Annotated in this window: 22 protein-coding genes, 1 tRNA gene and 1 other RNA gene; 13 read left to right on the forward strand and 11 right to left on the reverse strand. The window is 71.1% G+C overall.

What is annotated here, in order from left to right; all coding sequences use genetic code 11:
• Positions 1-49: 49 nt before the first annotated feature.
• Together ABIC29_RS08915 and ABIC29_RS08920 are read right to left on the reverse strand one after the other, a co-directional pair.
• Entirely contained in the window at positions 50-3,070 is a 3,021-nt protein-coding gene (locus ABIC29_RS08915) for a bifunctional [glutamine synthetase] adenylyltransferase/[glutamine synthetase]-adenylyl-L-tyrosine phosphorylase (RefSeq protein WP_116081823.1), read from the reverse strand.
• A gap of 10 nt (positions 3,071-3,080) precedes the next feature.
• The gene (locus ABIC29_RS08920; RefSeq protein WP_116081825.1) at positions 3,081-4,418 is read right to left on the reverse strand and encodes a glutamine synthetase family protein; all 1,338 of its coding nucleotides are present in this window, start codon (positions 4,416-4,418) and stop codon (positions 3,081-3,083) included.
• A 99-nt stretch (positions 4,419-4,517) separates the two neighbouring features.
• Here ABIC29_RS08920 and panB point away from each other — a divergent pair, with 99 nt between their 5' ends.
• On the forward strand, positions 4,518-5,441 hold the full coding sequence (gene panB / locus ABIC29_RS08925; RefSeq protein ID WP_354244422.1) for a 3-methyl-2-oxobutanoate hydroxymethyltransferase: 924 nt from the start codon (positions 4,518-4,520) through the stop codon (positions 5,439-5,441).
• A 48-nt stretch (positions 5,442-5,489) separates the two neighbouring features.
• Here panB and ABIC29_RS08930 read toward each other — a convergent pair whose 3' ends face one another.
• Positions 5,490-5,675, reverse strand: a complete 186-nt coding sequence (locus tag ABIC29_RS08930) for an SPOR domain-containing protein (protein WP_116081828.1) — start codon at positions 5,673-5,675, stop codon at positions 5,490-5,492.
• 11 nt (positions 5,676-5,686) lie between these two features.
• Here ABIC29_RS08930 and map point away from each other — a divergent pair, with 11 nt between their 5' ends.
• Positions 5,687-6,550 (forward strand): type I methionyl aminopeptidase, encoded by an 864-nt coding sequence (gene map, locus ABIC29_RS08935; protein WP_354244426.1) that lies wholly within the window; start codon positions 5,687-5,689, stop codon positions 6,548-6,550.
• A 35-nt stretch (positions 6,551-6,585) separates the two neighbouring features.
• Positions 6,586-7,341, forward strand: a complete 756-nt coding sequence (ppgK, locus tag ABIC29_RS08940; protein ID WP_116081833.1) for a polyphosphate--glucose phosphotransferase — start codon at positions 6,586-6,588, stop codon at positions 7,339-7,341.
• A gap of 37 nt (positions 7,342-7,378) precedes the next feature.
• Here ppgK and rnpB read toward each other — a convergent pair.
• From rnpB to ABIC29_RS08965, 5 genes are all read right to left on the reverse strand, one after another.
• Positions 7,379-7,754, reverse strand: an RNA gene (gene rnpB / locus ABIC29_RS08945) — RNase P RNA component class A.
• Between the two features lie 99 nt (positions 7,755-7,853).
• The gene (locus ABIC29_RS08950) at positions 7,854-8,591 is read right to left on the reverse strand and encodes a zinc ribbon domain-containing protein (RefSeq protein ID WP_354244429.1); all 738 of its coding nucleotides are present in this window, start codon (positions 8,589-8,591) and stop codon (positions 7,854-7,856) included.
• 37 nt (positions 8,592-8,628) lie between these two features.
• Complete coding sequence (locus ABIC29_RS08955; RefSeq protein WP_354244432.1) at positions 8,629-9,465, reverse strand: Nif3-like dinuclear metal center hexameric protein; 837 nt, start codon at positions 9,463-9,465, stop codon at positions 8,629-8,631.
• 43 nt (positions 9,466-9,508) lie between these two features.
• A tRNA-Val gene (locus tag ABIC29_RS08960) sits at positions 9,509-9,581 on the reverse strand.
• A gap of 75 nt (positions 9,582-9,656) precedes the next feature.
• Complete coding sequence (locus tag ABIC29_RS08965; RefSeq protein WP_354244435.1) at positions 9,657-10,124, reverse strand: peroxiredoxin; 468 nt, start codon at positions 10,122-10,124, stop codon at positions 9,657-9,659.
• A 169-nt stretch (positions 10,125-10,293) separates the two neighbouring features.
• On the opposite strand from ABIC29_RS08965, the gene aceE reads away from it, so the two are divergent.
• From aceE to ABIC29_RS08995, 6 genes are all read left to right on the forward strand, one after another.
• On the forward strand, positions 10,294-13,020 hold the full coding sequence (aceE, locus tag ABIC29_RS08970; protein ID WP_354244438.1) for a pyruvate dehydrogenase (acetyl-transferring), homodimeric type: 2,727 nt from the start codon (positions 10,294-10,296) through the stop codon (positions 13,018-13,020).
• Between the two features lie 66 nt (positions 13,021-13,086).
• Complete coding sequence (locus ABIC29_RS08975; RefSeq protein ID WP_354244440.1) at positions 13,087-14,232, forward strand: PucR family transcriptional regulator; 1,146 nt, start codon at positions 13,087-13,089, stop codon at positions 14,230-14,232.
• Positions 14,233-14,358: 126 nt separating this feature from the next.
• A complete protein-coding gene (locus ABIC29_RS08980; protein ID WP_354244443.1) occupies positions 14,359-15,279 on the forward strand; it encodes an ACP S-malonyltransferase in 921 nt (306 codons plus the stop codon).
• A 38-nt stretch (positions 15,280-15,317) separates the two neighbouring features.
• The gene (locus ABIC29_RS08985) at positions 15,318-16,322 is read left to right on the forward strand and encodes a beta-ketoacyl-ACP synthase III (RefSeq protein ID WP_354244446.1); all 1,005 of its coding nucleotides are present in this window, start codon (positions 15,318-15,320) and stop codon (positions 16,320-16,322) included.
• A 65-nt stretch (positions 16,323-16,387) separates the two neighbouring features.
• Positions 16,388-16,636 carry an acyl carrier protein gene (locus ABIC29_RS08990; RefSeq protein WP_055857961.1) on the forward strand — a complete coding sequence of 83 codons (249 nt, stop codon included), beginning with the start codon at positions 16,388-16,390 and terminating at the stop codon, positions 16,634-16,636.
• Between the two features lie 80 nt (positions 16,637-16,716).
• On the forward strand, positions 16,717-17,952 hold the full coding sequence (locus ABIC29_RS08995; RefSeq protein ID WP_354244449.1) for a beta-ketoacyl-[acyl-carrier-protein] synthase family protein: 1,236 nt from the start codon (positions 16,717-16,719) through the stop codon (positions 17,950-17,952).
• Positions 17,953-18,110: 158 nt separating this feature from the next.
• Here ABIC29_RS08995 and ABIC29_RS09000 read toward each other — a convergent pair whose 3' ends face one another.
• Entirely contained in the window at positions 18,111-18,632 is a 522-nt protein-coding gene (locus ABIC29_RS09000; RefSeq protein ID WP_116081852.1) for a DUF3145 domain-containing protein, read from the reverse strand.
• Positions 18,633-18,848: 216 nt separating this feature from the next.
• Between ABIC29_RS09000 and ABIC29_RS09005 the strand changes: the two genes are divergently transcribed.
• The gene (locus ABIC29_RS09005) at positions 18,849-19,571 is read left to right on the forward strand and encodes a PadR family transcriptional regulator (protein ID WP_354244452.1); all 723 of its coding nucleotides are present in this window, start codon (positions 18,849-18,851) and stop codon (positions 19,569-19,571) included.
• Here ABIC29_RS09005 and ABIC29_RS09010 read toward each other — a convergent pair.
• On the reverse strand, positions 19,550-21,457 hold the full coding sequence (locus tag ABIC29_RS09010; protein ID WP_354244455.1) for a bifunctional 3'-5' exonuclease/DNA polymerase: 1,908 nt from the start codon (positions 21,455-21,457) through the stop codon (positions 19,550-19,552). The genes ABIC29_RS09005 and ABIC29_RS09010 overlap by 22 nt on opposite strands.
• Before the next feature lie 113 nt (positions 21,458-21,570).
• Between ABIC29_RS09010 and ABIC29_RS09015 the strand changes: the two genes are divergently transcribed.
• The 3 genes from ABIC29_RS09015 (at position 21,571) to ABIC29_RS09025 (ending at position 24,518) form a co-directional block, all read left to right on the forward strand.
• A complete protein-coding gene (locus ABIC29_RS09015) occupies positions 21,571-22,323 on the forward strand; it encodes a putative endonuclease domain-containing protein (protein WP_354244457.1) in 753 nt (250 codons plus the stop codon).
• A gap of 165 nt (positions 22,324-22,488) precedes the next feature.
• Positions 22,489-22,959: an NfeD family protein gene (locus ABIC29_RS09020; RefSeq protein WP_116082598.1), complete on the forward strand. Its 471-nt coding sequence runs from the start codon at positions 22,489-22,491 to the stop codon at positions 22,957-22,959.
• A 104-nt stretch (positions 22,960-23,063) separates the two neighbouring features.
• Entirely contained in the window at positions 23,064-24,518 is a 1,455-nt protein-coding gene (locus tag ABIC29_RS09025; RefSeq protein WP_354244638.1) for a flotillin family protein, read from the forward strand.
• 154 nt (positions 24,519-24,672) lie between these two features.
• Here ABIC29_RS09025 and ABIC29_RS09030 read toward each other — a convergent pair whose 3' ends face one another.
• On the reverse strand, positions 24,673-24,864 hold the full coding sequence (locus ABIC29_RS09030) for a hypothetical protein (protein ID WP_116081860.1): 192 nt from the start codon (positions 24,862-24,864) through the stop codon (positions 24,673-24,675).
• Positions 24,865-24,933: the final 69 nt, after the last annotated feature.

The following is a 24,933-nucleotide window of genomic DNA, read 5'->3' on the forward strand; positions in this document are numbered from 1 at the left end:
CTCCGATGTCGGAGGTCCTCGAGCCGGCAGAACGTCCGGACGGTCGGCGTCAGCCGGAGGTCGGCTCGCGACGCTGCTGCTCCTCGCCGTAGAACCCGCGCTCGAAGACGGCGCGCGCGCGGCGGGTGACGGCGAGGTAGTCGTCTTCGAGCTGGGTCGCCGATCCGGGCGGGTAGCCCATGATGCGTGCGACGCCCTCGAGCTGCGTGCGCTCCACGGGCAGCACATCGGTCGTCCGTTCGAGCCAGAGCGTCAGTGCCGACCGCGCCCGGGAGGCGAGGACCCACGCTGAGCGCAGCGTCTCGGCGTCGGATGCGGCGACGAGACCGTGCTCGACCGTGGCCTCGAGCGCCTCGAGCGTCGACGTCGTGCGGAGCGCCGGCACCTCGGCCGCATGCTCGAGCTGCGCGAGCTGCACGAACCATTCCACGTCGCTGAGCGACCCGCGTCCGAGCTTCAGGTGCCGCTTGGGGTCGGCGCCCTGCGGCAGCCGCTCGTTCTCGACGCGGGCCTTGATGCGCTTGACCTCCCGGACGTCGCGCTCGGACAGCCGCTCGGGATAGCGGATGGTGTCGGCGAGCTCGGCGAAGTCGGCGAGCAGCGCCGCATCTCCGGCGACGCCCCGAGCGCGAAGCAGCGCCTGCGCCTCCCAGGTGAGCGACCAGCGCGCGTAGTACGCCCGGTACGCGTCGAGCGACCGCGCCACGACGCCGTTGCGCCCCTCGGGGCGGAGGTCCGCGTCGAGCTCGAACGGCAGCCGGGCGTCTTCGCTGAGCCGAACGAGTTCGGCGACGATGCGCAGCGCACGCGAATGCGCGGCGTCGGGCTCGGCATCCGTCGCCCGATAGACGTAGATGATGTCGGCGTCGCTGCTGATGCCGAGCTCCCGGCCGCCGAAGCGGCCCATGCCGATCACGGCGAACTCGATGCCGTCGGGCGTCTCGCCGCGGATCGCGTCGACGAGCGCCGAGATGTGGTTCTCGGTGACGTCGCTCAACGCCCAGCCGAGCTCCTGCACGGTGCACACGTCGAGGATCGCGGCCAGCGCGAGCCGCAGCACCTCGCGACGACGGATGGCGCGCAGGATCTTCGCGGCCGCGTCGGGATCCGAGTGGCGCTGCAGCACGGCCCGGGACTCCTCGCGGAGCGCCTCGAGGGACCGCGGCCGCAGCTCCTCGAGGTCTTCGAGCCACGCCACCGCCTCAGGGCTGCGCTCGAGCATCTTGGCCGCGTACCGAGAGCCCGAGAGCACCTTCGTGAGGTTCAGCGCGGCATCAGACGAGTCGCGGAGCAGCCCGAGGTACCAGTGGGTCGTGCCGAGCGTGTCGCTCAGCCGCCGGAACGAGAGCAGCCCGAAGTCGGGATCCGTGCCCTCGGCGAACCACGAGATGAGCACGGGCATGAGGTTGCGCTGGATCTGGGCGCGCCGGGAGACGCCGGAGGTGAGCGCGCCGATGTGCGAGAGCGCGCCGCGGGGGTCGCGGAAGCCGATCGCCGCGAGTCGAGCCTCGGCCTGGGCGCTCGTGAGCTCCAGACCGGATGCCGGCAGTGCCGCAACGGCCGAGAGCAGCGGCCGGTAGAACAACCGCTCGTGCAGCCCACGCACGCGCTGTCGGGTCGACTGCCAGATCTCGCCGAGGCGAGCGGCGTCGGGTGCGAGACCCGAGGCCCGTGCGAGCCGACGCAGGCCGGCCGGGTCGCGCGGCATCAGGTGGGTGCGGCGCAGGCGTTCGAGCTGCAGGCGGTGCTCGAGCACGCGGAGCAGCCGGTAGTCGCGCGAGAACTCGGCGGCCTCCTCGCGTCCGACGTAGCCGTTGTCGGCGAGGGCCGAGAGCGCCGGCAGCGTGCCCGGCTGGTGGATCGCGTCATCCGAGGCCCCGTGCACGAGCTGCAGCAGCTGCACGGTGAACTCGATGTCGCGGAGACCGCCGGGTCCGAGCTTCAGCTGCACGCCGACCTCGTCGGCCGGGATGTGCTCGGTCACGCGCTCGCGCATGCGCTGCACCGACTCGACGAACCCGTCGCGGCCGGAGCTCGTCCAGACCTTGGGGCCGACGCCGGCGGCGTATCGCACGCCGAGGTCGAGATCGCCCGCGAGCGGTCGCGCCTTCAGCAGCGCCTGGAACTCCCAGCTCTTGGCCCAGCGGTCGTAGTACTGCAGGTGCGATTCGAGCGTGCGCACGAGTGCGCCGTCCTTGCCCTCGGGACGGAGGTTCGGGTCGACCTCCCACAGCGGCGGCTCGATGCCGGGCTCGGCGATGACGCGCATGGTCAGCATCGCGAGCCGGGTCGAGATCTCGAGCGCCCGCGCCGTCGAGACGACGTCCTCGTCGGCCGATTCGCCGACGAAGATGACGTCGACGTCGCTCACGTAATTGAGTTCGCGTGCGCCGGCCTTGCCCATGCCGATGATCGCGAGGCGGGATGCCGCGACCTCCGCTTCGGGGTACAGCCCGGGTGCCGCGGGCGCGCCCTCGGCCCGCGCGCTGAACCGCCGGGCGACGTCGAGCGCCGCGTCGAGCGTCGCACCTGCGAGATCGGCCAGGCCCGCCGCCACCGTCTCGACCGCGTCGACCGCGTCGACCCGGGTGAGGTCGAACACCGCGATCCGGGCCAGCAGGCTGCGGTAACGCACGCGCAATGCCGACGCGACGAGCTCGGACGAGGCCGACGGATGCGCGGAGGCGCCTTCGACGGCCGCAAGCAGGAGTCCGCGTGCATCGTCGGTCGAGAACGGCGGCCCGGGCACCTCCTGGAAGAGCGCGATCTCGGACGGATGCCGCAGCAGGAAGTCCGCGAATCCTCGCGACGCGCCGATCAACCGCACGAATCGCTCGGCGGAGGACGCGGGCGCGAGCACCGCCGCGACCTCCTGGGGAGCGCGGGCCTGCAGCCGCTCGGTGGCGATGAGCGCTTCGTCGGGGTCGGCGGCGTGCGCGAACGCGACGAGCAGGTGCTCCTCGTCGAGCCCGGTCAGTTCCGCGAGCGTCTCGAGCCTGCCCGCCGCCGCCGAGAGGTCGTCGAAACCGGCGCGCGCCAGTCGACCGAGTGTTGGTGCCTGGCGTGACATCCGGGGCGCGTCAGAGGATCTCGAGGTTGCGCTGCAGCTCGAAGGGCGTGACCTGCGAGCGGTAGGAGCGCCACTCGGCACGCTTGTTCGCGAGCACGTAGTTGAAGACCTGCTCACCGAGCGTCTCGGCGACGAGTTCGGACTCCTCCATGTATTCGATCGCGTGGTCGAGGCTCGCGGGCAGCGGGTTGTAGCCGAGCGCGCGGCGTTCGCTGTCGGTGAGGGCCCAGACGTCGTCCTCGGCCTCTGCCGGCAGCTCGTACCCCTCCTCGATGCCCTTCATGCCGGCTGCGAGCAGCAGCGAGAAGGCGAGGTAGGGATTGGCGGCCGAGTCGATCGCCCGGTACTCGACGCGCGCACTCTGGCCCTTGTTCGGCTTGTAGAGCGGGACCCGCACGAGCGCGGAGCGGTTGTTGTGGCCCCAGCAGATGAAGCTGGGGGCCTCGTCGCCACCCCACAGCCGCTTGTAGGAGTTCACGAACTGGTTCGTGACCGCCGAGATCTCGTTTGCGTGACGGAGGAGGCCGGCGATGAACTGACGCCCGATCTTCGAGAGCTGGTACTGCGAGCCCGCCTCGTAGAACGCGTTCGCGTCGCCCTCGAAGAGCGAGAGGTGCGTGTGCATGCCGCTGCCGGGGAACTGCGAGAACGGCTTCGGCATGAACGTCGCGTAGACGCCCTGCTCGATCGCGACCTCCTTGATGACGGTGCGGAAGGTCATGATGTTGTCGGCCGTGGTGAGCGCGTCGGCGTAGCGCAGGTCGATCTCGTTCTGGCCGGGGCCGGCCTCGTGGTGGCTGAACTCCACGGAGATGCCCAGGTCTTCGAGCATGCGCACAGACCGGCGACGGAAGTCGTGCGCGGTACCGCCCGGCACGTTGTCGAAGTAGCCGGCGGAGTCGACGGGCACGGGCCCCTCGTCGCCGAACTTCGACGAGCGGAGCAGGTAGAACTCGATCTCGGGATGCGTGTAGAACGTGAAGCCGCGGTCGGCCGCGCGCGCGAGGGTGCGCTTGAGCACGTTGCGCGGATCGGCGACGGCCGGCTCGCCGTCGGGCGTCGTGATGTCGCAGAACATGCGCCCCGTCGGGTCGATGTCGCCGCGCCACGGGAGCGTCTGGAACGTCGTGGGATCGGGGAAGGCCAGCAGGTCGGACTCGTAGGTGCGACTCAGGCCCTCGATGGCCGAACCGTCGAATCCGATGCCCTCGGTGAACGCGCCCTCGACTTCGGCCGGGGCGATGGCCACCGACTTCAGGGTGCCGACGACGTCGGTGAACCAGAGCCTGACGAACTTGACCCCCCGCTCTTCGATCGTCCGAAGAACGAAGTCACGCTGCTTGTCCATCCACACCCTCTCTCGCTCATCTCAGGGTAGCGGTAAGGAGGCGCTCGGAGCGCCCTCCGGCGCGGGCGGGTGTGCGAGCGCGTGTGCGAGACTGCCATCATGTCCGACCAGCCTGCAGCTCCCGCCACCCCTGACGCGCCGAACCCCGACGCGACGAACCCGGCCGGGCAGGCCGAACCGGTCGCCGAGACCACGCCCTACGGCGGAGCCGCCGCATCCGGCGGTCCGCGGCGGGTGCGCACGAGGCACTTCCAGAACGCCAAGCGCGACGGCATCAAGATCACAGGCCTGACGAGCTACGACCAGCTCACCGCTCGCATCTTCGACGAGGCCGGCATCGACTTCCTGCTCGTCGGCGACTCCTCGGGCAACAACGTGTTCGGCTACGAGACGACCCTGCCCGTCACGGTCGACGAGCTGATCCCCCTCACGCGCGCCGTGGCCGGCGCGGTGAAGCGGGCGTTCGTGATCGCCGACATGCCGTTCGGCTCCTACGAGGTCGGCGCGGAGGAGGCGCTGCACACCGCGATCCGCTTCATGAAGGAGACCGGGGCCCACGCGGTCAAGCTCGAGGGCGGCGTGCGCAGCGCCGAGCAGATCCGCCGCGTCGTGCAGGCGGGCATCCCGGTCATGGCGCACATCGGCTACACGCCGCAGAGCGAGCACGGACTCGGCGGGCACATCATCCAGGGTCGCGGCGATGGCGTGCAGCAGTTGCTCGCCGATGCCGAGGCCGTCCAGGATGCCGGTGCGTTCGCCGTCGTGCTCGAGATGGTGCCGTCCGATGCGGCACGCCAGGTGACCGAACGCCTCGACATCCCGACGATCAGCGTCGGCGCAGGACCGCACACCGACGGGCAGCTGCTCGTCTGGACCGACTGGGCCGGCCTCACCGTCGGCCGCGTGCCGAAGTTCGTGCGGCAGTACGCCGACCTCGCCGGCATCCTGAGCACGGCGGCCGCCGAGTGGCAGGCCGACGTCGCGAGCGGCGAGTACCCGAGCGCCGAGCACAGCTACGAGTGACCGGCGCCAGACCGTGTGGCGGGCCCGCCGGGGCGCGATCGGTCGCGCTCAGTCGTCGGCCGCGTCTTCAGCGGCCCACTTCTCGCTGTTCGCGCGGAGCTTCTCGAGCGCGTGCTCGGCCTCTTCGCGGGTGTCGAACGGGCCCGCGCGGTCGACCGACGGCGACACGAAGCCCTGCTCGACGGCGCCCGTCTTGAGGTTGTACCAGAAGCGGTGTTCGATGTCCTCGGCCATAGGCTGATCATATGCCGAAGGATGCCGCTGGCCACCTGATTCCCGGACGACTCTCGCCCACGCGCCAGGTTCCGTCGTCGATCCCCCGCCCCGAGTACGTCGGGCGTGCGGCGCCCGCCCAGAACACCGACGGCGACCGGTACTCCCCCGACGAGGTCGAGAAGATCCGCGCCGCCGGGCGCATCGCGGCGCGCGCGATCGAGGCGGCGGCCGCCGCCGTCCGCCCGGGGGTCACGACCGACGAACTCGACCGCATCGCGCACGAGGTGGTCGTCGGCTCCGACGCGTATCCCTCGACGCTCGGCTACCGCGGATACCCGAAGTCCTCGTGCACATCGGTCAACGAGGTCATCTGCCACGGCATCCCCGACGACACGGTGCTCGCAGACGGCGACCTCGTGAACATCGACGTCACGGCCTACCTCGACGGCCACCACGGCGACCTCAACCACACCTTCCTCGTCGGCGATGCGAGCGACGAGGCGACGCAGCTCGTCGAGCGCACCCGCGAGGCGCTCGCCCGCGGCATCCGCGCGGTCGCCCCCGGCCGCCAGGTCAACGTGATCGGCCGCGCCATCGAGGCGTACGCGAAGCGGTTCGGGTACGGCGTCGTGCGCGACTACACGGGCCACGGCGTCGGCCGAGCGTTCCACACCGGGCTCGTGATCCCGCACTACGACGCACCCCAGTTCGACACCGTGATCGAGCCGGGCATGGTGTTCACGATCGAGCCCATGCTCACACTCGGGTCGATCGAGTGGGATGTCTGGAGCGACGACTGGACCGTCGTGACCCGCGACCGCTCGCTCACCGCCCAGTTCGAGCACACGCTCGTCGTCACCGAGCGCGGCGCGGAGATCCTGACCCTTCCCTGACACCTGTGCCGAGGGTGCCACGATAGTGTGGCGGCATGGCGACCAAGCACGCGATCGGGATCGACATCGGCGGAACGGGCATCAAGGGGGCGATCGTCGATCTCGAGACCGGCGCACTCGTCACCGAACGCCGTAAAGTCCTGACCCCCGATGGCGGCAAGCCCGACGACATCGTCAAGGCGACGGCCGAGCTCCTCGACACCATCGGCGCCGACGGCGACATCGACGGGCTCGCGCTCGGCGTGTGCTTCCCGGCCATCGTGAAGCGCGGGCACACGCTGTCGGCCGCCAACGTCTCGAAGAAGTGGATCGGCCTGCACGCCGAGGAGCTCTTCGAGAAGGCGCTCGGCCGCGACATCCACTTCATCAACGACGCGGATGCCGCCGGCATCGCCGAACTGCGGTTCGGCGCGGCGGCGGGGGTCGACGGGCTCGTGATCCTCACGACCCTGGGCACGGGCATCGGCTCGGCGTTCCTGTATGACGGGGTCCTCATCCCGAACACCGAGCTCGGGCACCTCGAGCTCGACGACGACGACGCCGAGCACCGCGCCGCGTACTCCGCGATGGAGCGCGAGGAGCTCAGCTGGAAGCAGTGGGCGGAGCGCCTGCAGCGCTACTACGCGCACGTCGAGTTCATCTTCTCGCCCGACCTGCTCGTGGTGGGCGGCGGTGTGTCGAAGCACCAGGAGCACTTCCTGCCGCTGCTCGACCTGAAGACGCCGATCGTGCCCGCCGTGCACCGCAACAACGCGGGCATCATCGGCGCGGCGGCGCTCGCCCTCGGCTAGCGGTCGTCCCGAACGCGGCGACTCGCGCGAAGAGGTGTGAGCGGGCCGGCTGATACGCCGGGTTCTGTTCACCGGGCGCTTGCGCGACACCGGCTGGACGACCATCTCTCTCGGAGACACGTTGCCGTGCCCCTCCAGCGGCCTACCCGGGAACGGGACGGGCAGCCCCATCGTTCCCTGTCTGGCCTTGCTCCGGACGAGGTTTACCGAGCCGACCGCGTCACCGCGGCCGCTGGTGGGCTCTTACCCCACCGTTTCACCCTTACCCGGCGCTCGCGCGCCGGGCGGTCTGCTTTCTGTGGCACTGTCTCGCGGGTTGCCCCGGGTGGGTGTTACCCACCGTCCTGCCCTGCGGAGCCCGGACGTTCCTCGGCATCCGATCGCTCGGACGACGCGGCCGTCTTGCCGACCCGCTCACACGCCAAGCGTACAGGCCGTGGCTGGGCGGAAGCGCCGCGGCGCCTGCGGAGCCGAGCGACGGATCCGCCGCACCGACGCGGCGAGGCGTCGGGTCAGATGCCCGACTCGTCGGTGCGCACGAGGATGCGGTCGCACTCGGGGCACAGCAGCACCTCGTCGGGCGCGGCGCGGCGCACGACGTCCAGGTCGGAGCCGGTGAGGGTCATCGTGCACCCGCCGCAGGTTCGCTGGCGCAGCAGGGCCGCCCCGACGCCGCCGCCGCGGGCGCGCCGCTGCTCGAAGTAGGCCAGGAGCTCGGCCGGCACCTCGCCGGCGACGACGATCCGGTCGCGCTCCGCGCCGTCGCGCTCGACGACGAGACCCGCGGATGCCTCGTTGCGCTCCTCCTCGAGCGTCGCCGTCTGCGCGGCGATCTCGGCTCGCTCGGCGTCGATGCCCGCCACGACGCCCTCGGCCTGCTCGACGCGCTCCATGACGATGAGCTCCTGGTCTTCGAGGTCGCTCAGGCGCTTCGACAGCGAGGCGAGCTCGGACTCGAGTGCCGCGACGTCCTTCGTCGACGAGGTGTGCTGCAGCCGGTCGCCGTCGCGTGCGATGCGGGCCTCGACGACCGCGACATCCGACTCGATGCGCTTCAGCTCGGCACGCGCGTCCTCGAGCGCGCCCTGGGCCTCGGCGCGGCGCGAACGCACGGCCGTGTCGCGGGCAGCGAGCTCGGCGATGGGGCCCGACTGGGGCAGGCTTCCGAGCCGGTGCGCGATCTGCTGCAGTCGGGTGTCGACGGCCTGGAGGCGCAGAAGTTGCTGCTGGTCGGCGGGGCTTGCCTTCACGTGGTGCTCCTTGTGGGATTCGCGGTGGGAATGGTCATCATTGCACGACCTGGAAGTCCCAGGGGTCGGTGCGGAGCTCGCTCACGCGGAGCTCGAGTTCGGGGTGGGCCTCGCCCAGCTGGGCGGCCGCGGCATCCAGCCAGAGCCACTCGCTGGCCCAGTGCGACACGTCGATGAGCGCGGGCCCTCGGGCGAGCCTGGACTGCTCGCGCGACTCGGAGGCCGGGTGATGCCGCAGGTCGGCGGTGATGTAGGCGTCTGCGGCGCGCACGGCCGGATCGCCGAGCAGCGAGTCGCCGGCTCCGCCGCACACGGCGACGGTCTCGACCGGGTCGTCGAAGCCGCCGGCGACCCGCACGCCCGTCGCCGTGGGCGGGAGGATCTCGGCGAGCTGCCGTGCGAGCCGGCCGACCGTCGTGGGGTGCGCGAGGCGCCCGACACGGCCGAGGCCTCGGCCAGATGGTTCGGCGCCGACCGGGCCGGTGCCCGGCACGATCGGGCGGGCGTCGATGAGCCCGATGCGCTCGGCGAGCACCGCCGAGGTGCCCCGCTCGACGACGTCGGCGTTCGTGTGCGCTGCGACCAGCGCGCAGCCGCCGCGGATCAGGCGCGCGATGAGGGATCCCTTGTATCGGTCCTCCGCCACGGTGGTCACGCCCTTGAGCAGCAGCGGGTGGTGCGCGATCACGAGGTCGGCGCCCCACTCGAGGGCCTCGTCGACGGTCTCGCCGACGGCGTCGACGGTGAAGAGCACGCGCCGCACCGCGGCATCCGGATCTCCGGTGACGAGCCCGACCGAATCCCACGCCTCCGCGCCCGCGACAGGCCAGAGCCGTTCGATCGTGGTGAGGACGTCGGCGAGGTCAGCGGGCACGCGCCCAGCCTACCGCCGCGCATGAACACCGAAGGAGAGGAGGTGGGCCCTGCCGGGCTCGAACCGACGACATCCACGGTGTAAACGTGGCGCTCTACCAACTGAGCTAAAGGCCCGTCGCGTGAGCGACGCACGGCAATGCTATCGCGAGCATCGGATGCCGCGGCGCGGCCGCCTGCGCTCGACGCCGCTCAGGCGGACCGCAGCGCCCCGAGCGCCTCGCGGTACTGGTCGAGGCTCCGCGCCTCGCCGGGGGCGGTCGCGAAGCTCGCCCGGACCACGCCGTCGCCGTCGATCGCGAACGTGGCCCGAGCCGCGTGCCCTCGCTCCTCGAGGAAGGCCCCGTAGGCGCGTGCGACCTCGCCGTGCGGCCAGAAGTCGGACAGGAGCGGGAATCCGAATCGCTGCTCCTCAGCCCACGCACGGAGCGCGAACTTCGAGTCGACCGAGACGCCGAGCACCTGTGCACCGGCATCGGCGAAGATCGCCCGGTGGTCGCGCAGCGCGCGCAACTCCCCCTCGCAGGTGCGCGAGAACGCGAGCGGGAAGAACACAAGGACGACCGGTGCGATCCCCCTGGCCTCGGCCAGCCGCACCGTCTGGCCGGTCTCGTCGGCCAGTTCGAAGTCGGGGGCGAGAGCACCGGCCGTGAGCGGCATCCGTTCTCTCCTCTGCTTTGTCGAACGGTGAGCGAAGGCACAGCGTACCGAGCCGAAACGTTGTGCGAATGTCACTAGTATGGCCAAGTGTGATCGGTCGAAACCCGGCCGTTCGTCGTGCGCGCGGATCGCCGCGCCCGGCATGATCTGCCGTAGAGAAAGGTCGAGTGTGACTGTCAACGACCAGGACCCCTACTCCGTCGAGTCCCTGGATTCCGACCCCGACGAGACATCCGAGTGGGCCGAGTCCCTCGATGCGCTCGTCACGGCGAAGGGGCACCAGCGTGGTCGTGAGATCATGCTCAGCCTGCTCAAGCGTTCGAAGGAGCTCCACCTCGGCGTGCCGATGGTGCCGACCACGGACTACCTGAACACGATCGCCCCCGAGAACGAGCCCGAGTTCCCCGGCGACGAGGACATCGAACGCCGCTACCGCGCGTGGCTGCGCTGGAACGCCGCGATCCTCGTGCACCGCGCGCAGCGACCGGACATCGCCGTGGGCGGCCACATCTCGACCTATGCCGGCGCGGCCTCGCTCTACGAGGTCGGCCTGAACCACTTCTTCCGCGGCCAGGACCACCCCGGCGGCGGCGACCAGGTCTTCTTCCAGGGGCACGCCTCCCCCGGCATGTACGCCCGCGCCTTCCTCGAGGGCCGGCTCAGTGACGCCGACCTCGACGGGTTCCGCCAGGAGAAGTCGCGTGCGCCGCACGGGCTCTCGTCGTACCCGCATCCGCGCCTCATGCCCGAGTTCTGGCAGTTCCCGACCGTGTCGATGGGCCTCGGCCCGATCAACGCGATCTACCAGGCCCAGTTGAACAGGTACCTCACCAACCGCGGCATCAAGGACGCCTCCGACCAGCAGGTCTGGGCGTTCCTCGGCGACGGCGAGATGGACGAGGTCGAGAGCCGCGGCCAGCTCCAGGTCGCCGCGAACGAGGGCCTCGACAACCTCAACTTCGTCATCAACTGCAACCTGCAGCGTCTCGACGGACCGGTGCGCGGCAACGGCAAGATCATCCAGGAGCTCGAGAGCTTCTTCCGCGGCGCCGGCTGGAACGTCATCAAGGTCGTCTGGGGCCGCGAGTGGGACTCGCTGCTCGCAGCCGACCACGACGGCGCGCTCCGCAACCTCATGAACGTCACGCCCGACGGCGACTACCAGACGTACAAGACGGAGTCCGGCGCGTACGTGCGCGAGAACTTCTTCGGCCGCGACCCCCGCGCCCTCGAGCTCGTGTCGCACCTCAGCGACGACGAGGTCTGGGGCCTCAAGCGCGGCGGCCACGACTACCGCAAGATCTACGCGGCGTTCAAGGCGGCCACCGAGCACAAGGGCCAGCCGACGGTCATCCTCGCGAAGACCATCAAGGGCTACGGCCTGGGCAAGTCCTTCGAGGGGCGCAACGCGACGCACCAGATGAAGAAGATGACCCTCGACAACCTCAAGGGCTTCCGCGACGAGATGCGCATCCCCATCTCCGACGCGCAGCTCGAGGAGAACCCGTACCTGCCGCCGTACTACCACCCAGGCCAGCGCGACGAGGCGATCCAGTACCTGCAGGAGCGCCGTCGTGCGCTCGGCGGCTACGTTCCCGAGCGCCGCTCGAAGCACGTGGAGATCTCGCTGCCCGACGACTCGGCGTACGCGATCTCGAAGAAGGGCTCCGGCACGCAGGAGATCGCCACGACGATGGCCTTCGTGCGACTGCTGAAGGACCTCATCCGCTCGAAGGACTTCGGCCACCGCATCGTGCCGATCATCCCCGACGAGGCGCGCACGTTCGGCATCGACGCGTTCTTCCCGACCGCGAAGATCTACAACCCGAACGGCCAGCACTACACCTCGGTCGACCGCGAACTGCTGCTCGCCTACAAGGAGAGCCCGCAGGGCCAGATCGTGCACGTCGGCATCAACGAGGCCGGCGCGTTCGCGGCCTTCACGAACATCGGCACCTCGTACGCCACGCAGGGCGAGCCGCTGATCCCGGTGTACGTGTTCTACTCGATGTTCGGCTTCCAGCGCACGGGCGATGCCATGTGGGCCGCAGGCGACCAGATGGCACGCGGCTTCATCATCGGCGCGACCGCGGGCCGCACCACCCTCACGGGTGAGGGCCTGCAGCACGCAGACGGCCACTCGCCGCTGCTCGCGTCGACGAACCCGGCCGTGGTCAGCTACGACCCCGCGTACGGCTACGAGATCGGGCACATCATGCGCGCCGGCCTCGAGCGCATGTACGGCGGGTCGCACGCCGACCCGAACGTCATGTACTACCTCACGGTGTACAACGAGCCGATCGTGCAGCCCGCGGAGCCCGAGGGCGTCGACGTCGACGGCATCCTCCGCGGCATCCACAAGGTCGCGGCCGGCACCGGCAACGGCCCGTCGGCGCAGCTCCTCGCCTCCGGCGTGGCGGTGCCCTGGGCCCTCGAGGCGCAGCACCTGCTCGCCGAGGACTGGGGCGTCTCGGCCGACGTCTGGTCGGTCACCAGCTGGGCCGAGCTCCGCCGCGACGGCCTCGCCGCAGACGAGCACAACTTCCTGAACCCCGATGCCGAGAAGCGCGTGCCGTACGTCACGACGAAGCTCGCGGGTTCGAACGGCCCGTTCGTCGCCGTGTCCGACTACATGCACGCGGTGCCCGACCAGATCCGCGCGTACGTGCCCGGTGACTTCGCCACGCTCGGCGCCGACGACTTCGGCTTCTCCGACACGCGTGCCGCAGCCCGTCGCTACTTCAAGATCGACGGACCGTCGCTCGTGGTGCGCGCGCTCGAGCAGCTCGTGGCCCGCGGTGAGATCGACGCCTCGGTGCCGGCTCAGGCGATCGAGAAGTACCGCCTGCACGACGTCAACGCCGGAACCACCGGTTCCGCCGGCGGCGAGAGCTAACCCGAGGTGGCGAAACCCCGTACCAAGGCGGAGACGCTCGGATGGTTGCGAACCATCGCGGGTGAGTTGTCGACCCAGACGCTGAAGCGCCTGGAGGACACGTTGCCCTGGTACGGGGACATGCCGCCGAGCCGACGCTCGGCCGTGGGCCTCGTCGCCCAGGCCGGCATCTCCTCGTTCATCGCGTGGTTCGAGGATCCTCGTTCGACGCCCTGGATCGCGGCCGACGTGTTCGGCGCGGCGCCGCGCGAGCTCCTCCGCTCGGTGAGCCTCCAGCAGACCCTGCAGCTGATCCGGGTCACCGTCGAGGTCGTCGAGGATCGCATTCGCGACGGCGGCGAGCCGCTGCGCGAGGCGATCCTGCTGTACTCCCGCGAGATCGCGTTCGCCGCGGCCGACGTCTACGCCCGTGCGGCCGAGGCACGCGGACTCTGGGATGCACGCCTCGAGGCGCTCGTGGTCGACTCGATCCTCTCGGGCGAGTACGACGACGAGCTCCCGAGCCGCATCGCCGCACTCGGTTGGCACGGTCACGGCGAGGTCGCGGTGCTCGTCGGCACGGCGCCGAAGCAGCTCGACGTCGACCACGTGCGCCGCGTCGCCCGGCACATGCAGGCCGACGTGCTGATCGGCGTGCAGGGCAATCGCCTCGTGCTCGTGATCGGCCGGTCCGAGCAGCTCGGCCGTCAGCCCGACGAGGTCGGCACGTCGCCCGCCATGACCTTCATGGAGTTCGCGACGCAGCTCGAAGGGCATTTCGGCCCCGGCCACCTCGTGCTCGGCCACGAGGTGCCGAACCTCGTCGATGCGTCGAAGAGCGCCAAGGCCGCGCTGGCCGGGTTCGCCGTTGCACGCTCCTGGCGGCACGCGCCGCGCCCGGTGCACGCCGACGACCTCCTGCCCGAGCGGGCGCTCGCGGGCGATCCGTTGGCACGGGCGACGCTCGTGCACCGCATCTACCGCCCGTTGCAGGCGCACTCGACCGAGCTGCTCACGACGCTCTGGAGCTACCTCGACAACGGCCGGTCGCTCGAGGCGACCGCCCGCGAGCTCTTCGTGCACCCGAACACCGTGCGCTACCGCCTGAAGCGCGTCTCCGACGTGATCGGGTGGGATGCCACGGGCGCACGGGAGGCGCTCATCCTGCAGTCCGCGCTCATCATCGGTTCGATGAGCGATCACGAGCACCCGCCGAGGCGCCGCACCGTCTGAGGTGCCGCGGTCCCCGGAGCGACCGCGGCCGCACCGGCATTCACTGTGGGACGCGCACAAGGCTTTCCGTGAGAGCTTGTCGCATCGACACACACGCGCACCCGACGACATTGACAGACTAGGGACGTGATCGTCGTCGTCTGCCCTGGTCAGGGCTCCCAGACCCCCGGATTCCTCGCTCCTTGGCTCGCGGACTCCGCCCGCGCCGAGCGCCTCGACACCCTCTCGCAGGCCGCGGGCGTCGACCTCGCCCTGCACGGCACCGAGAGCGACGCCGACGCCATCCGGGACACGGCCGTGGCCCAGCCGCTCATCGTCGCAGCGGGCCTGCTCACCCTCGACGCCCTGTTGGCCGACGGCCGTGCCGAGAGGATCGGCGGCATCGCCGGGCACTCGGTCGGCGAGATCACCGCTGCGGCGGGCGCCGGGGTGCTCTCGGCGACCGACGCCATGCGGTTCGTGGGCGAGCGCGGTCGCGCGATGTCGGATGCCGCGGCGCAGACCCCGACCGGCATGAGCGCCGTCCTCGGCGGCGAGGAGTCCGTCCTGCTGGCGAGGCTCGCCGAGCTCGGACTCGAGCCCGCGAACTTCAACGGCGGCGGCCAGATCGTCGTCGCCGGAGCCCTCGACGCCCTCGAGACGCTGAAGGCCGAGCCGCCCGCCGGCACCCGGGTGATCCCGCTGCAGGTGGCCGGCGCGTTCCACACGCGCTACATGGCTCCCGCCGTCGCGCACCTCACCGAGGTCGCGGCGACGCTGAACCCCGCCGACCCCGCGCAGACGCTCTGGACGAACCGAGACGGCCGTGTCGTGACATCCGGAACGGAGTTCGTCGACCTGCTCGTGGGCCAGGTCTCCTCGCCCGTGCGCTGGGACCTCTGCATGGCGGCCTTCGCCGAAGCCGGCGTCACGGGGGTCATCGAGGTCGCGCCCGCCGGCGCGCTCGTCGGGCTGGCCAAGCGCGCGCTCAAGGGCGTGCCGACCGTCGCCGTGAAGACGCCAGACGACCTGGCCGCCGCGATCGAGCTCATCGAACAGGCCGCCTGATTCGCGGCACGGCCGACCGCACCGAGAGAATGTCGAACATGACCAAGCCCACCCTGCAGCAGTCGCACGGCCCCGCCTACACGCGCATCTACGCCGTCGGCGCGGCGCGCGGCGCGAACTTCGTGCCGAACGACGACCTGATCGGCCCGATCGACTCCTCCGACGAGTGGATCCAGCAGCGCACCGGCATCATCACGCGCACGCGCGCCGGCTCCGACGTCTCGGCGCTCGACCTGGCGACGGATGCCGCGCGCGAGGCGATCGAGAAGTCGGGCGTCGCGCCCGAGTTGATCGACCTCGTGATCGTCGCGACGATCTCGAACGTGCGGCAGACGCCGTCGATGTCGGCGGTCGTGGCCGATCGCGTGGGCGCGAATCCCGCAGCCGCCTACGATACGAACGCGGCCTGCGCGGGGTACGCCTACGCCGTGGCCCAGGCCGACGCGCTCATCCGAACGGGCGTCGCGCACTACGCGCTCGTCATCGGCGCCGAGAAGCTCTCCGACGTCGTCGACCCGACCGACCGCACCATCTCGTTCCTCCTCGGCGACGGCGCCGGCGCCGTCGTGATCGGCCCGAGCGACTTCCCGGGCATCGCGCAGACGGTGTGGGGCTCCGACGGGTCGAAGGCCGGTGCGGTGGGCATGAACAGCACGCTCGTCGAGTTCCGCGACGGCGCGGCCGAATGGCCGACCCTCCGCCAGGAGGGCCAGACCGTGTTCCGCTGGGCCGTCTGGGACATGGCCAAGGTCGCCAAGCAGGCGCTCGACGCCGCCGGCATCACCGCCGCCGACCTCGCCGCGTTCATCCCCCATCAGGCGAACATGCGCATCATCGACGAGTTCGCGAAGCAACTGAAGCTGCCCGAGACGGTCGCGATCGCTCGCGACATCGCCACGACGGGCAACACCTCCGCGGCGTCCATCCCCCTCGCGACCCACCGTCTGCTCGAGGAGCACCCTGAACTTTCCGGAGGCCTCGCCCTCCAGATCGGCTTCGGCGCCGGCCTCGTGTTCGGCGCCCAAGTGGTGGTTCTGCCGTGAACCGCCGACCACTGTCCATCTAGACTGGCTCTCGGTCAAACGAGACACCCTCAAGGAGAAGAACCATGGCATTGTCCACCGAAGAAGTGCTTGCCGGCCTGGCCGAGCTCATCAACGACGAGACCGGCATCGCAACCGACACGGTTGAGCTGGACAAGTCGTTCACCGACGACCTCGACATCGACTCGATCTCGATGATGACCATCGTCGTCAACGCTGAAGAGAAGTTCGACGTCAAGATCCCCGACGAAGAGGTCAAGAACCTCAAGACGGTCGGCGACGCCGTCGACTTCATCGTCAAGGCCTCGGCCTAAGCGACGCATCGAGCGGGCCGGCGCGAACGCCCGGCCCGCTCGCTCAGCCTGATCGTTTCCTCCATCGGAGTGTTTCTCGTATGACCAAGAAGATCGTGATCACGGGCATCGGCGCGTCCTCGCCCCTCGGCGGCACCGCCCGTGACAGTTGGAATGCCCTGCTCGCCGGCGAATCCGGTGCTCGCACGCTCGAGCACGACTGGGTCGCCGAGTACGACCTGCCGGTGCACTTCGCGGCATCCGCGAAGGTCCGCCCCGAAGAGGTGCTCGAGCGTCAGGTCGCCAAGCGACTCGACCCGTCGAGCCAGTTCGCGCTGATCTCGGCGATGGAGGCCTGGGCCGACGCCGGCGCACCCGACGTGGCCCCCGAACGCCTCGGCGTCGACTACGCGACCGGCATCGGCGGCATCTGGACCCTGCTCGACGCGTGGGACACCCTGCGCGAGCGCGGCCCGCGCCGCGTGCTGCCCATGACCGTGCCGATGCTGATGCCGAACGCGGCCTCCGCGGCCATCTCGATGCACTTCGAGGCCCGGGCCTTCGCCCGCACGGTCGCGTCAGCGTGCGCCTCGAGCACCGAGTCGCTCGCGAACGCCTACGAGCACCTGCAGCTCGGACTCGCCGACGTCGTCATCGCCGGCGGTTCCGAGTCGGCGATCCACCCGATCACGCTCGCATCGTTCTCGTCGATGCAGGCGCTCTCCAAGCGCAACGACGACCCGGCCGGCGCATCGCGCCCCTATAGCGTCGACCGCGACGGCTTCGTCATGGGCGAAGGTGCGGCGAGCCTCGTCATCGAGACCGAGGAGCACGCCCTCGCTCGCGGCGCCCGCATCTACGCCGAGCTGGCGGGCGGCGCGGTGAGCGCAGACTCGTACCACATCACCGCCAACGACCCCGAGGGTCGCGGCGCGAGCCGTGCCGTGCTCGACGCGCTCGCGCAGGCCGACGCCACCCCCGACGAGGTCACGCACATCAACGCGCACGCCACGAGCACCCCCGTCGGCGACATCGCCGAGTACACGGCGCTCCGCAACGTGTTCGGCGACCGCGTGCACGAGATCCCCGTTTCGGCGACGAAGGCCTCCACCGGGCACCTGCTCGGCGGCACCGGCGCACTCGAGGCGGTCTTCACGGTGCTCGCGCTCGAGAGCCGCCTCGCTCCCCCGACGATCAACCTCACCACGCAGGACCCCGCGATCCCCCTGCTCGTCTCGGGCGAGCCGCAGCCGCTCGGCGACGGCCCGCAGGTGGCCATCTCGAACTCGTTCGGGTTCGGCGGCCACAACGCGGTCGCGGTCTTCCGCTCGGTGTAGCCGTTCACGGATGCCGCGGCATCCGCCAATGAGAACGCCCCCGGTGTCACCTGACACCGGGGGCGTTCTCGTCGACGGTCCGCGGGTTTCGTCCGTGCGTTCACCGGGAGCGACTCTCCGACGATCGCGGGACGCCAGCACGCGGGCCGAGGCCCTGCTCACCCCACCTGGTGCAACCAGACGACTGGGGCGAAGTCGCTCGCGTGGCGGAAGGGCTCGAGCTCGTCGTCCCATGCCTGCCCGAGGGCGAGTCGGAGTTCGCGGTGCAGCTCGACCGGGTCGGAACCGGCGATCTCCATCGCGTAGCGGATGCGGTCCTCGCCGATGACGGTGTTGCCCGCGATGTCGGTCTGCGCGAAATACACGCCCAGGTCGGGCGTGTGCATCCAGCGGGCACCGTCGGAGCCGGGGGTCGGGTCCTCGCTCACCTCGTAGCGGAGCTGCTCCCACCCGCGGAGCGCCGAGGCGATCTTCGCGCCTGAGCCGGCGTCGCCCTCCCAGTGGAACTCGGCGCGCATGAGCCCTCGGTAGACGGGTTGGTCGCTCCAGTCGAAGTTCACGGCGGTGCCGAGGGCACGACCGGCGGCCCACTCGACATGCGGGCACAGCGCGCGCGGTGCGGAGTGCACGAACAGCACTCCCTGCGCGGGGCGCACGACCCGCGACAACGTCTCTGCCATCTCCGACTCCGTTCTCGAGGTGCGTCTTCCCCTACGACCTCGGGAGCCACGGATGGCTGGATATTCGATTTTCGACGTGACCGTCACCGGCGATTATGCCCCGGATCCGCCGCCCTGACAAGGTTCGCGCCGCGCGTGGTGGGGTTCCGGCCGCGGAGGGCCGGAAACTGTATGCTCGGTGAAACGTTCCGATTCCCGTTCGCCGAAGGAGGCGCCATGGCCGTGCGCGACGCACTGCTCGCCCTGCTCACCACGGGACCGGCCTACGGGTTCGCCCTGCACGGCGGACTCACCGAGCGAACCGGCGGGCGCCGGACCGTGAACGTCGGCCAGACCTACGCGACGATCGAGCGATTGACGAAGCAGCGGCTGCTCGAGCCCGCGGGCACGACCGACGACGGGCTCCCACTGCACCGCCTGACCGATGCGGGGCGCCTCGCGGCGCAGGCCTGGCTTTCGGGAACGGATGCCGCGGGCGCCGACCCGTGGGACGAGACGGTCGACCGCGTGCTCATCGCGGCCTCGCTGCCCGGGGTGGACGCGGCATCCGTCGTCGAGGGCGAGGAGCGCCGGTGGCGCGAGCGTCGCGATCTCGTGCGCGGGCAGGCGCAGGACGCCGGTGCCTTCGCGGCGGGCGGCACTGGGGCGACGGGCGGTTCCGGCGCAGCGGACGGCAGCGCGCGGGGCGGCGACGCCGGCACGGCCCCCGGGTCGGCGGCGATGGCCGGACTCGCGCGCCTCGCGGCATCCGCCGACCTGGCTCGTGCCGACGCGGCGCTCTCATGGCTGGCGCTGGCGGGACCGCTCACGATCGGGGCCGCACTCGCCTTCGAGCCGAGCGCGACGCGACCACGGCGTGGTCGACGACCGGGCAGCGTCGCAAGCCCACCCGCCGAGCCGGCCCTCGAGGCGGTCGATCAGGCGCCGGCCGACGCGTAGCTGTCGACGATCTCGAGATCGAGCGGGAACTCGATCGGGAAGTCGCCGAAGAGCAGGCGCCCGGCCGTGACGGCCGAACCGAGCACCGCGTCGGCGACCGCGTCGGCCAGGTCGGTCGGCGTGTGCACGATGATCTCGTCGTGCAGGAAGTAGACGAGATGCGGCGCGCGATCGAAGACGGGTCCGGATGCCGCGGCCGGTCTCCGTGCTGACGGATCGGCACCTGCGGAGCCCGTCGGCGCAGGGTCCGTCGTGCCAGCGCCCGCCGTGCCAGCACCCGTCGACCCAGCGCCCGTCGACCCAGGGGTCGCCGCGCCGAGCGCATGCAGCTTCGCCCTGAGGTCGGCCATCCAGCAGAGCGCCCACTCGGCCGCGCTGCCCTGTACGACGAAGTTTCGGGTGAACCGGCCCCAGTCGCGGGCCGACGACCGAGCTCGACGCTCGTCCGACGAGGTCGCGTCGGGCTGGCTCGCCCTCGCCTGCGTGGCGCGCCACTCGGCGGGCGGCAATGGCGACGAACGACCGAGGAGCGTGGTCACCTGGAGTCCGCGCTCGCCGTCGCGGGCGGCCGCGTCGACGAGCCGCATGGCCCGGGGGTACGCCCGCGCGAGGCGCGGCACGAGCCGGCCGCTGTCGCCGGTGGTCGCGCCGTACATGGCTCCGAGGATCGCGATCTTCGCCTCGTCGCGTGTCGCGACGACGCCGGAGTCGACGAGGCCGCGATACAGGTCGCGGCCGTGCCCGGCGCGCTGCATCGCCTCATCGCGGGACATGCCCGTGAGCACGCGCGGTTCGAGCTGGGCGGCGTCGGCGACGACGAGGGTCCAGCCGGGGTCGGCGACCACCGCGCTGCGCACGAGCTTCGGCAGCTGGAGCGCGCCGCCGCCGGACGTGGCCCAGCGGCCCGTCGCGGTGCCGCCGGGCACGTACTCGGGGCGGAAGCGGTCGTCAGCCACCCATTCGTCGAGCCAGCCCCACCCGTTGGCGCTCAGCAGGCGCGCGAGCTTCTTGTAGGCGATGAGGGGCTCGATGGCGGGATGCTCGTGCTCGCGCAACTCCCAGCGCGAGGTGGACGAGGTCGGCACGCCCGCCGCACGCAGTGCGCGCAGCACGTCGACCTGCGAGTCGAGGTTGAGCTTCGGCGTCCCCAGTTCGTCGCGGACGACGGCGGCGACCTCCTCCATGCGCGCGGGCTTGCGACCCGGCGACGGGCGCGTGCCCAGCTCGGCCTCGAGCACGGCCTCGTGGACCCTCCGGCTCCACGGCAGCCCCGCCGCGCGCATCTCGGCGCCGATCAGGGCGCCGGCCGACTCGGCCGCGATCAGCAGCCGAAGAGCGGCCGGTGAGCTGCTCGCGTCGATGAGCGCGACCTGTCGGCGGTGCTCGTCGACGACGGAGGCCGCCGACGGGCGGTCGCGCGCGGCATCCGCTCGCTCGACGGCGATGCCGGGGCCCGTGGCCGGGCCGGTGCGCTCGTGCCGAGGGGGATCGTCGAAGCCGTCGAGGTCGAACAACGTCTCGTGCCGCTGCGCGGCCGGCGGCGCGGGCGGGCCGACCGCCTCGGCCATCGTCGGTCCGGGCGGCAGCCAGGCGGGTGTCGGGTGCCCTCCGCGGGCACGGAGGTCGGCGGTGAACGTGGAGTGGTCGAGGATCGCCCCGCAAAGCCGCAGATCGTGGCACCGCGCGAGCCGCACGCCGCTCGCGAGCAGCACCGGGTACCACTCGCGCACGTCGCCCCAGACCCACCGCGGAGCATGGGCGAGTTCGAGTCGCCGGAAGACCTCGACGGCGTCACTGGGCTCGACCTCGGCGAGCGGCTCCGCAGCCCGATCGGGATCGACGAACTGCACGCGACCGCCGTCGCCGACGCCCACGGCGATCTGCATGGTCCCATTGTCTCGCCCCGGACCGACACCGCAGGTGCCGCGCACCCGCCCAGGTCGACGGATGTCGGTGGGGATCGGCAGGATCGGCACATGCCCAAGCCGAAGGACCCACCGTGGTCGCCGTGAGGTTCCACTGCGGACACGGTGCCGACCCCGCCGCGCTCACGCTGCGCCGTCTGTGCCCGCTCTGCATGCTCATCACCGAGACGCACCGTTCGCGCGGCGAGCTGCTGCGCAAGGTCGCTCCCCCGCAGCGGGCCGCGCTCGCCGCGGAGACCCGCCTCGGCGCCGAGTACCTCTGGCTGTGCCCGCGCGGCCACGACCGCTACCCCGCCACCGTCAGCGAGATGCTCACCGGCACCGGGTGCGCGAAGTGCCGCGCGAACGCCGCCGCGCCGGCCGCCCTCCGCGAGGCTGGGCTCGCCTTCATGAAACCGGGGCTCCGAACCCGCACCTCGATGACCGAACAGCGGCTCCGCGCCCTGCTCGGCGAACGCATCCGCCTGCACCACCGCGTGAATGCCGTGCACATCGCGCGCACGTTCTTCGGGCGCAGCGAGGTGTGGCCCGACATCCTCGTTCCGCAGCTGCGCATCGCGATCGAGTACGACGACCCCGGCCGTTCGCGGCGTGCGCATCTCGGCCTCAAGGAGGCCTCCGACCTCGAGAAGGACGAAGCGCTGGCCGAGGTCGGCTGGGATGTCATCCGCATCCGCGCCGGCGGGCTCGAGTCGCTCGGCGCGAACAGCATCGTCTGCCGAGCGCTGACTCCGGCGGTCGTCGACGCGGTGGTCACGCGCATGCGCCGGTTGCGCGGTGATGCGGCCGTCGACGCGATCGCCGTCGTGGGTGCCGCGGCGTCGTGACCTCGGCGCCCGCCGCGGCGGAGGACGCCCCCAGGCCGCCGGAGACGTGCGTTGACCAGACCGGCCGGCACCTGTGGAGAGCCCGAACGCCAGGGGCGCCCAGCCGATAGGGTTGCGAGACCCGTGCATTCCCGTGCGGTCTCGCGCGCGCAGAAGGGCCACTGGATGCTCCTCCCGTTTCTCATCGTCGGCGGAGTGGGCCTGGTGCTGCTCCTCATCTCGTTGGTGCTCGGGGACATCCTCGATCACTTCGACGTCGGCGACGGGGCCATCTCGGGCACGGCGCTCTCGGTCGGGCTCGTCGTCTTCGGCGCGTCGGGCACGCTCATCGCGACGACCGGACTCGACCTCGTCTGGGCCTACGTGCTGGCGATCGTGCTCGGCCTGGTCGCCTACGCGCTCTCGGCGCTCGTCGTGCGCAACCTCACGAACTCCTCCGACGGCGTGCCGGCCTCGGCGGTCGGCCTGTCGGGCGTGGCGCGGTCGGATGTCTCCACCTCCGGCGGCGAGGTGAGCCTCGACGGCCCCGGCGAGATCGAACGGCGCCTCGCCTACTCCGACGATCCCATCGCCGAGGGGTCGCGCGTCGTCGTCGTCGAGCACATCGGCACCCGCGTCAAGGTCGCCGCGAACTGACTGCTGCCGTCCGACGTGCGTCACGTCGGCACCTCCTCGTCTGAACCGCATCTCGCGGCCTGCATCACCCCGCCCAACCCGAGAACCCGAAAGGCACCACCTTGCTGCTGGACACGACCGCGATCCAGGTGATCTCGATCATCGCGATCGTCATCGCCCTGCTCTCCCTCCTGGTCTTCATCGCGCGGCGCATCCGCCGCGTGCCGCCGAACGAGGCCCTCGTCATCGTCGGTCGCGGCGCCGGCCGCACCGACGCCCAGACGAACACGGGGCAGCGCGTCGTGATCGGCGGGCGAACCTTCGTCTGGCCGATCCTCCAGCAGGGCTTCTCGATCTCGCTCGAACAACGCCAGATCGGCATCACCGTCGAGGGCGTCGACAAGAACCGCATCAAGATCGCGATCAAGGCCTCGATCAACTTCAAGGTCAGCGGCACCGAAGACGGCGTGCGTCGCGCCGCGCAGCGCTTCCTCTCGCAGCAGGAGCTCCTCACCGAGATCATCAAGGAGTCGCTCGAGGGCTCGCTGCGCTCCATCGTCGGCGACATGACCATCGAGCAGATCATCTCCGACCGCAAGAGCCTCTCCGACCGCGTCGTCGCCGAGACGAAGACCGACCTCGTCGAGCAGGGGCTGCAGGTCGACCTCCTCAACATCTCCGACATCTCCACGCCCGGCAGCGACTACCTCGCCAACCTCGGCCGTGCCGAGGCCGCCCGCGCCCGCCAGGTCGCCGAGGTCAGCGAGGCCGAAGCCGCACGTGCCAGCGAGTTCGCCCGCATCGAGGCCGCCGAGCAGATCGCCGAGCGGCAGAAGGCGCTGAGCCTCAAGCAGGCCGGCATCAAGGCCGAGACCGATCGCGCCAACGCCGAGGCCCAGGCGGCCGGCCAGCTCGCGACCGCCGAACAGGACAAGCTGGTCGCCGTGCAGGAGCGCGACGCGCTGCAGGAGCAGGCCCTCGTGACGCAGGAGCGCCTCGACATCGAGATCCGCAAGCCCGCAGAGGCAGAGGCCTACGCCGAGGTGCAGCGCGCCACCGCCAAGCGCGACGCGGCCAACGCGAGCACCGAGGCCGAGGCGTTCAAGCGCACCAAGATCGCCGAGGCGAACAAGGTCGCCGCCGTGCAGGACGCCGAGGCCGCCGCCACGTCGGTGCGCTTCGCGGGTGAGGCCGAGCGCGACCGCAAGGTGGCCCTCGCGGCCGGTGTGCGCGCAGAGGGCGAGGCCCGCGCCTCCGCCATCGAGGCCGAGGGCCTCGCCGAGGCATCCGCCACCGACGCGAAGGCGCTCGCCCTGCAGAAGTACGGCGAGGCGGCACTCGCGCAGGAGATCATCTCCCGTCTGCCCGAGATCGTTCGCGCAGCCGCAGAGCCCATCTCGAACATCGACAAGCTCACGGTCGTCTCGACCGACGGCGCGAGCGCCGTGACGAAGACCGTCGGCCAGGTGCTCGGCGAGGGCACCGAGGTCGTGAAGTCGCTCACGGGCCTCGACGTCAGCGCGATCCTGTCCGGCCTCGCCGGCGGTCAGCTCGTGAAGAACATCGACGCGGTCAAGTAACGCCCCGCACGATCTCGAAGCGCCGGATGCCTCGCATCCGGCGCTTCGTCGTGGTCGCACGTCGTGGATCCGCGGCCGGGTCCCGATCGCGCCCCGACCCGCTTCGAAGGTGGGGATGGCAGCCTTCAGGCCTTTCGCGTGAGCGCGAGCGCGATCAGCGCTCGATCGAGTCGCGGCTGCCCGACCGTCCGAGGATGGAACGCAGCACGAAGAAGACGACGACCGCCACGACGGCCACGATCGCGGCCTTCGCGATGAACCACAGCACGCTGAACACGACGTCGACGAGGATCCAGGCGATGACGATGGCGGCGATCACGGTGAGGACGGTCCAGAAGGTGCGCATCCTCCGAGGCTAGCCGAGCGACGGGTGCGCGCGCTCGCAGCCGTCGGCGTCTCGGGTGCCGGCCTCGCC

The sequence above is a fragment of the Agromyces sp. PvR057 genome (genome assembly GCF_040547485.1).
In the GTDB taxonomy this organism is placed as follows: domain Bacteria; phylum Actinomycetota; class Actinomycetes; order Actinomycetales; family Microbacteriaceae; genus Agromyces.

Bases quoted from the DNA above. Each gene is read 5' to 3' on its own strand.
- ABIC29_RS08915 (WP_116081823.1), bottom strand. From the start codon at position 3,070: ATGTCACGCCAGGCACCAACACTCGGTCGACTGGCGCGCGCCGGTTTC.
- ABIC29_RS08920 (WP_116081825.1), bottom strand. From the start codon at position 4,418: ATGGACAAGCAGCGTGACTTCGTTCTTCGGACGATCGAAGAGCGGGGG.
- panB (WP_354244422.1), top strand. From the start codon at position 4,518: ATGTCCGACCAGCCTGCAGCTCCCGCCACCCCTGACGCGCCGAACCCC.
- ABIC29_RS08930 (WP_116081828.1), bottom strand. From the start codon at position 5,675: ATGGCCGAGGACATCGAACACCGCTTCTGGTACAACCTCAAGACGGGC.
- map (WP_354244426.1), top strand. From the start codon at position 5,687: ATGCCGAAGGATGCCGCTGGCCACCTGATTCCCGGACGACTCTCGCCC.
- ppgK (WP_116081833.1), top strand. From the start codon at position 6,586: ATGGCGACCAAGCACGCGATCGGGATCGACATCGGCGGAACGGGCATC.
- ABIC29_RS08965 (WP_354244435.1), bottom strand. From the start codon at position 10,124: ATGCCGCTCACGGCCGGTGCTCTCGCCCCCGACTTCGAACTGGCCGAC.
- ABIC29_RS08985 (WP_354244446.1), top strand. From the start codon at position 15,318: ATGACCAAGCCCACCCTGCAGCAGTCGCACGGCCCCGCCTACACGCGC.
- ABIC29_RS08990 (WP_055857961.1), top strand. From the start codon at position 16,388: ATGGCATTGTCCACCGAAGAAGTGCTTGCCGGCCTGGCCGAGCTCATC.
- ABIC29_RS08995 (WP_354244449.1), top strand. From the start codon at position 16,717: ATGACCAAGAAGATCGTGATCACGGGCATCGGCGCGTCCTCGCCCCTC.
- ABIC29_RS09000 (WP_116081852.1), bottom strand. From the start codon at position 18,632: ATGGCAGAGACGTTGTCGCGGGTCGTGCGCCCCGCGCAGGGAGTGCTG.
- ABIC29_RS09005 (WP_354244452.1), top strand. From the start codon at position 18,849: ATGGCCGTGCGCGACGCACTGCTCGCCCTGCTCACCACGGGACCGGCC.
- ABIC29_RS09010 (WP_354244455.1), bottom strand. From the start codon at position 21,457: ATGCAGATCGCCGTGGGCGTCGGCGACGGCGGTCGCGTGCAGTTCGTC.
- ABIC29_RS09020 (WP_116082598.1), top strand. From the start codon at position 22,489: ATGCTCCTCCCGTTTCTCATCGTCGGCGGAGTGGGCCTGGTGCTGCTC.
- ABIC29_RS09030 (WP_116081860.1), bottom strand. From the start codon at position 24,864: ATGCGCACCTTCTGGACCGTCCTCACCGTGATCGCCGCCATCGTCATC.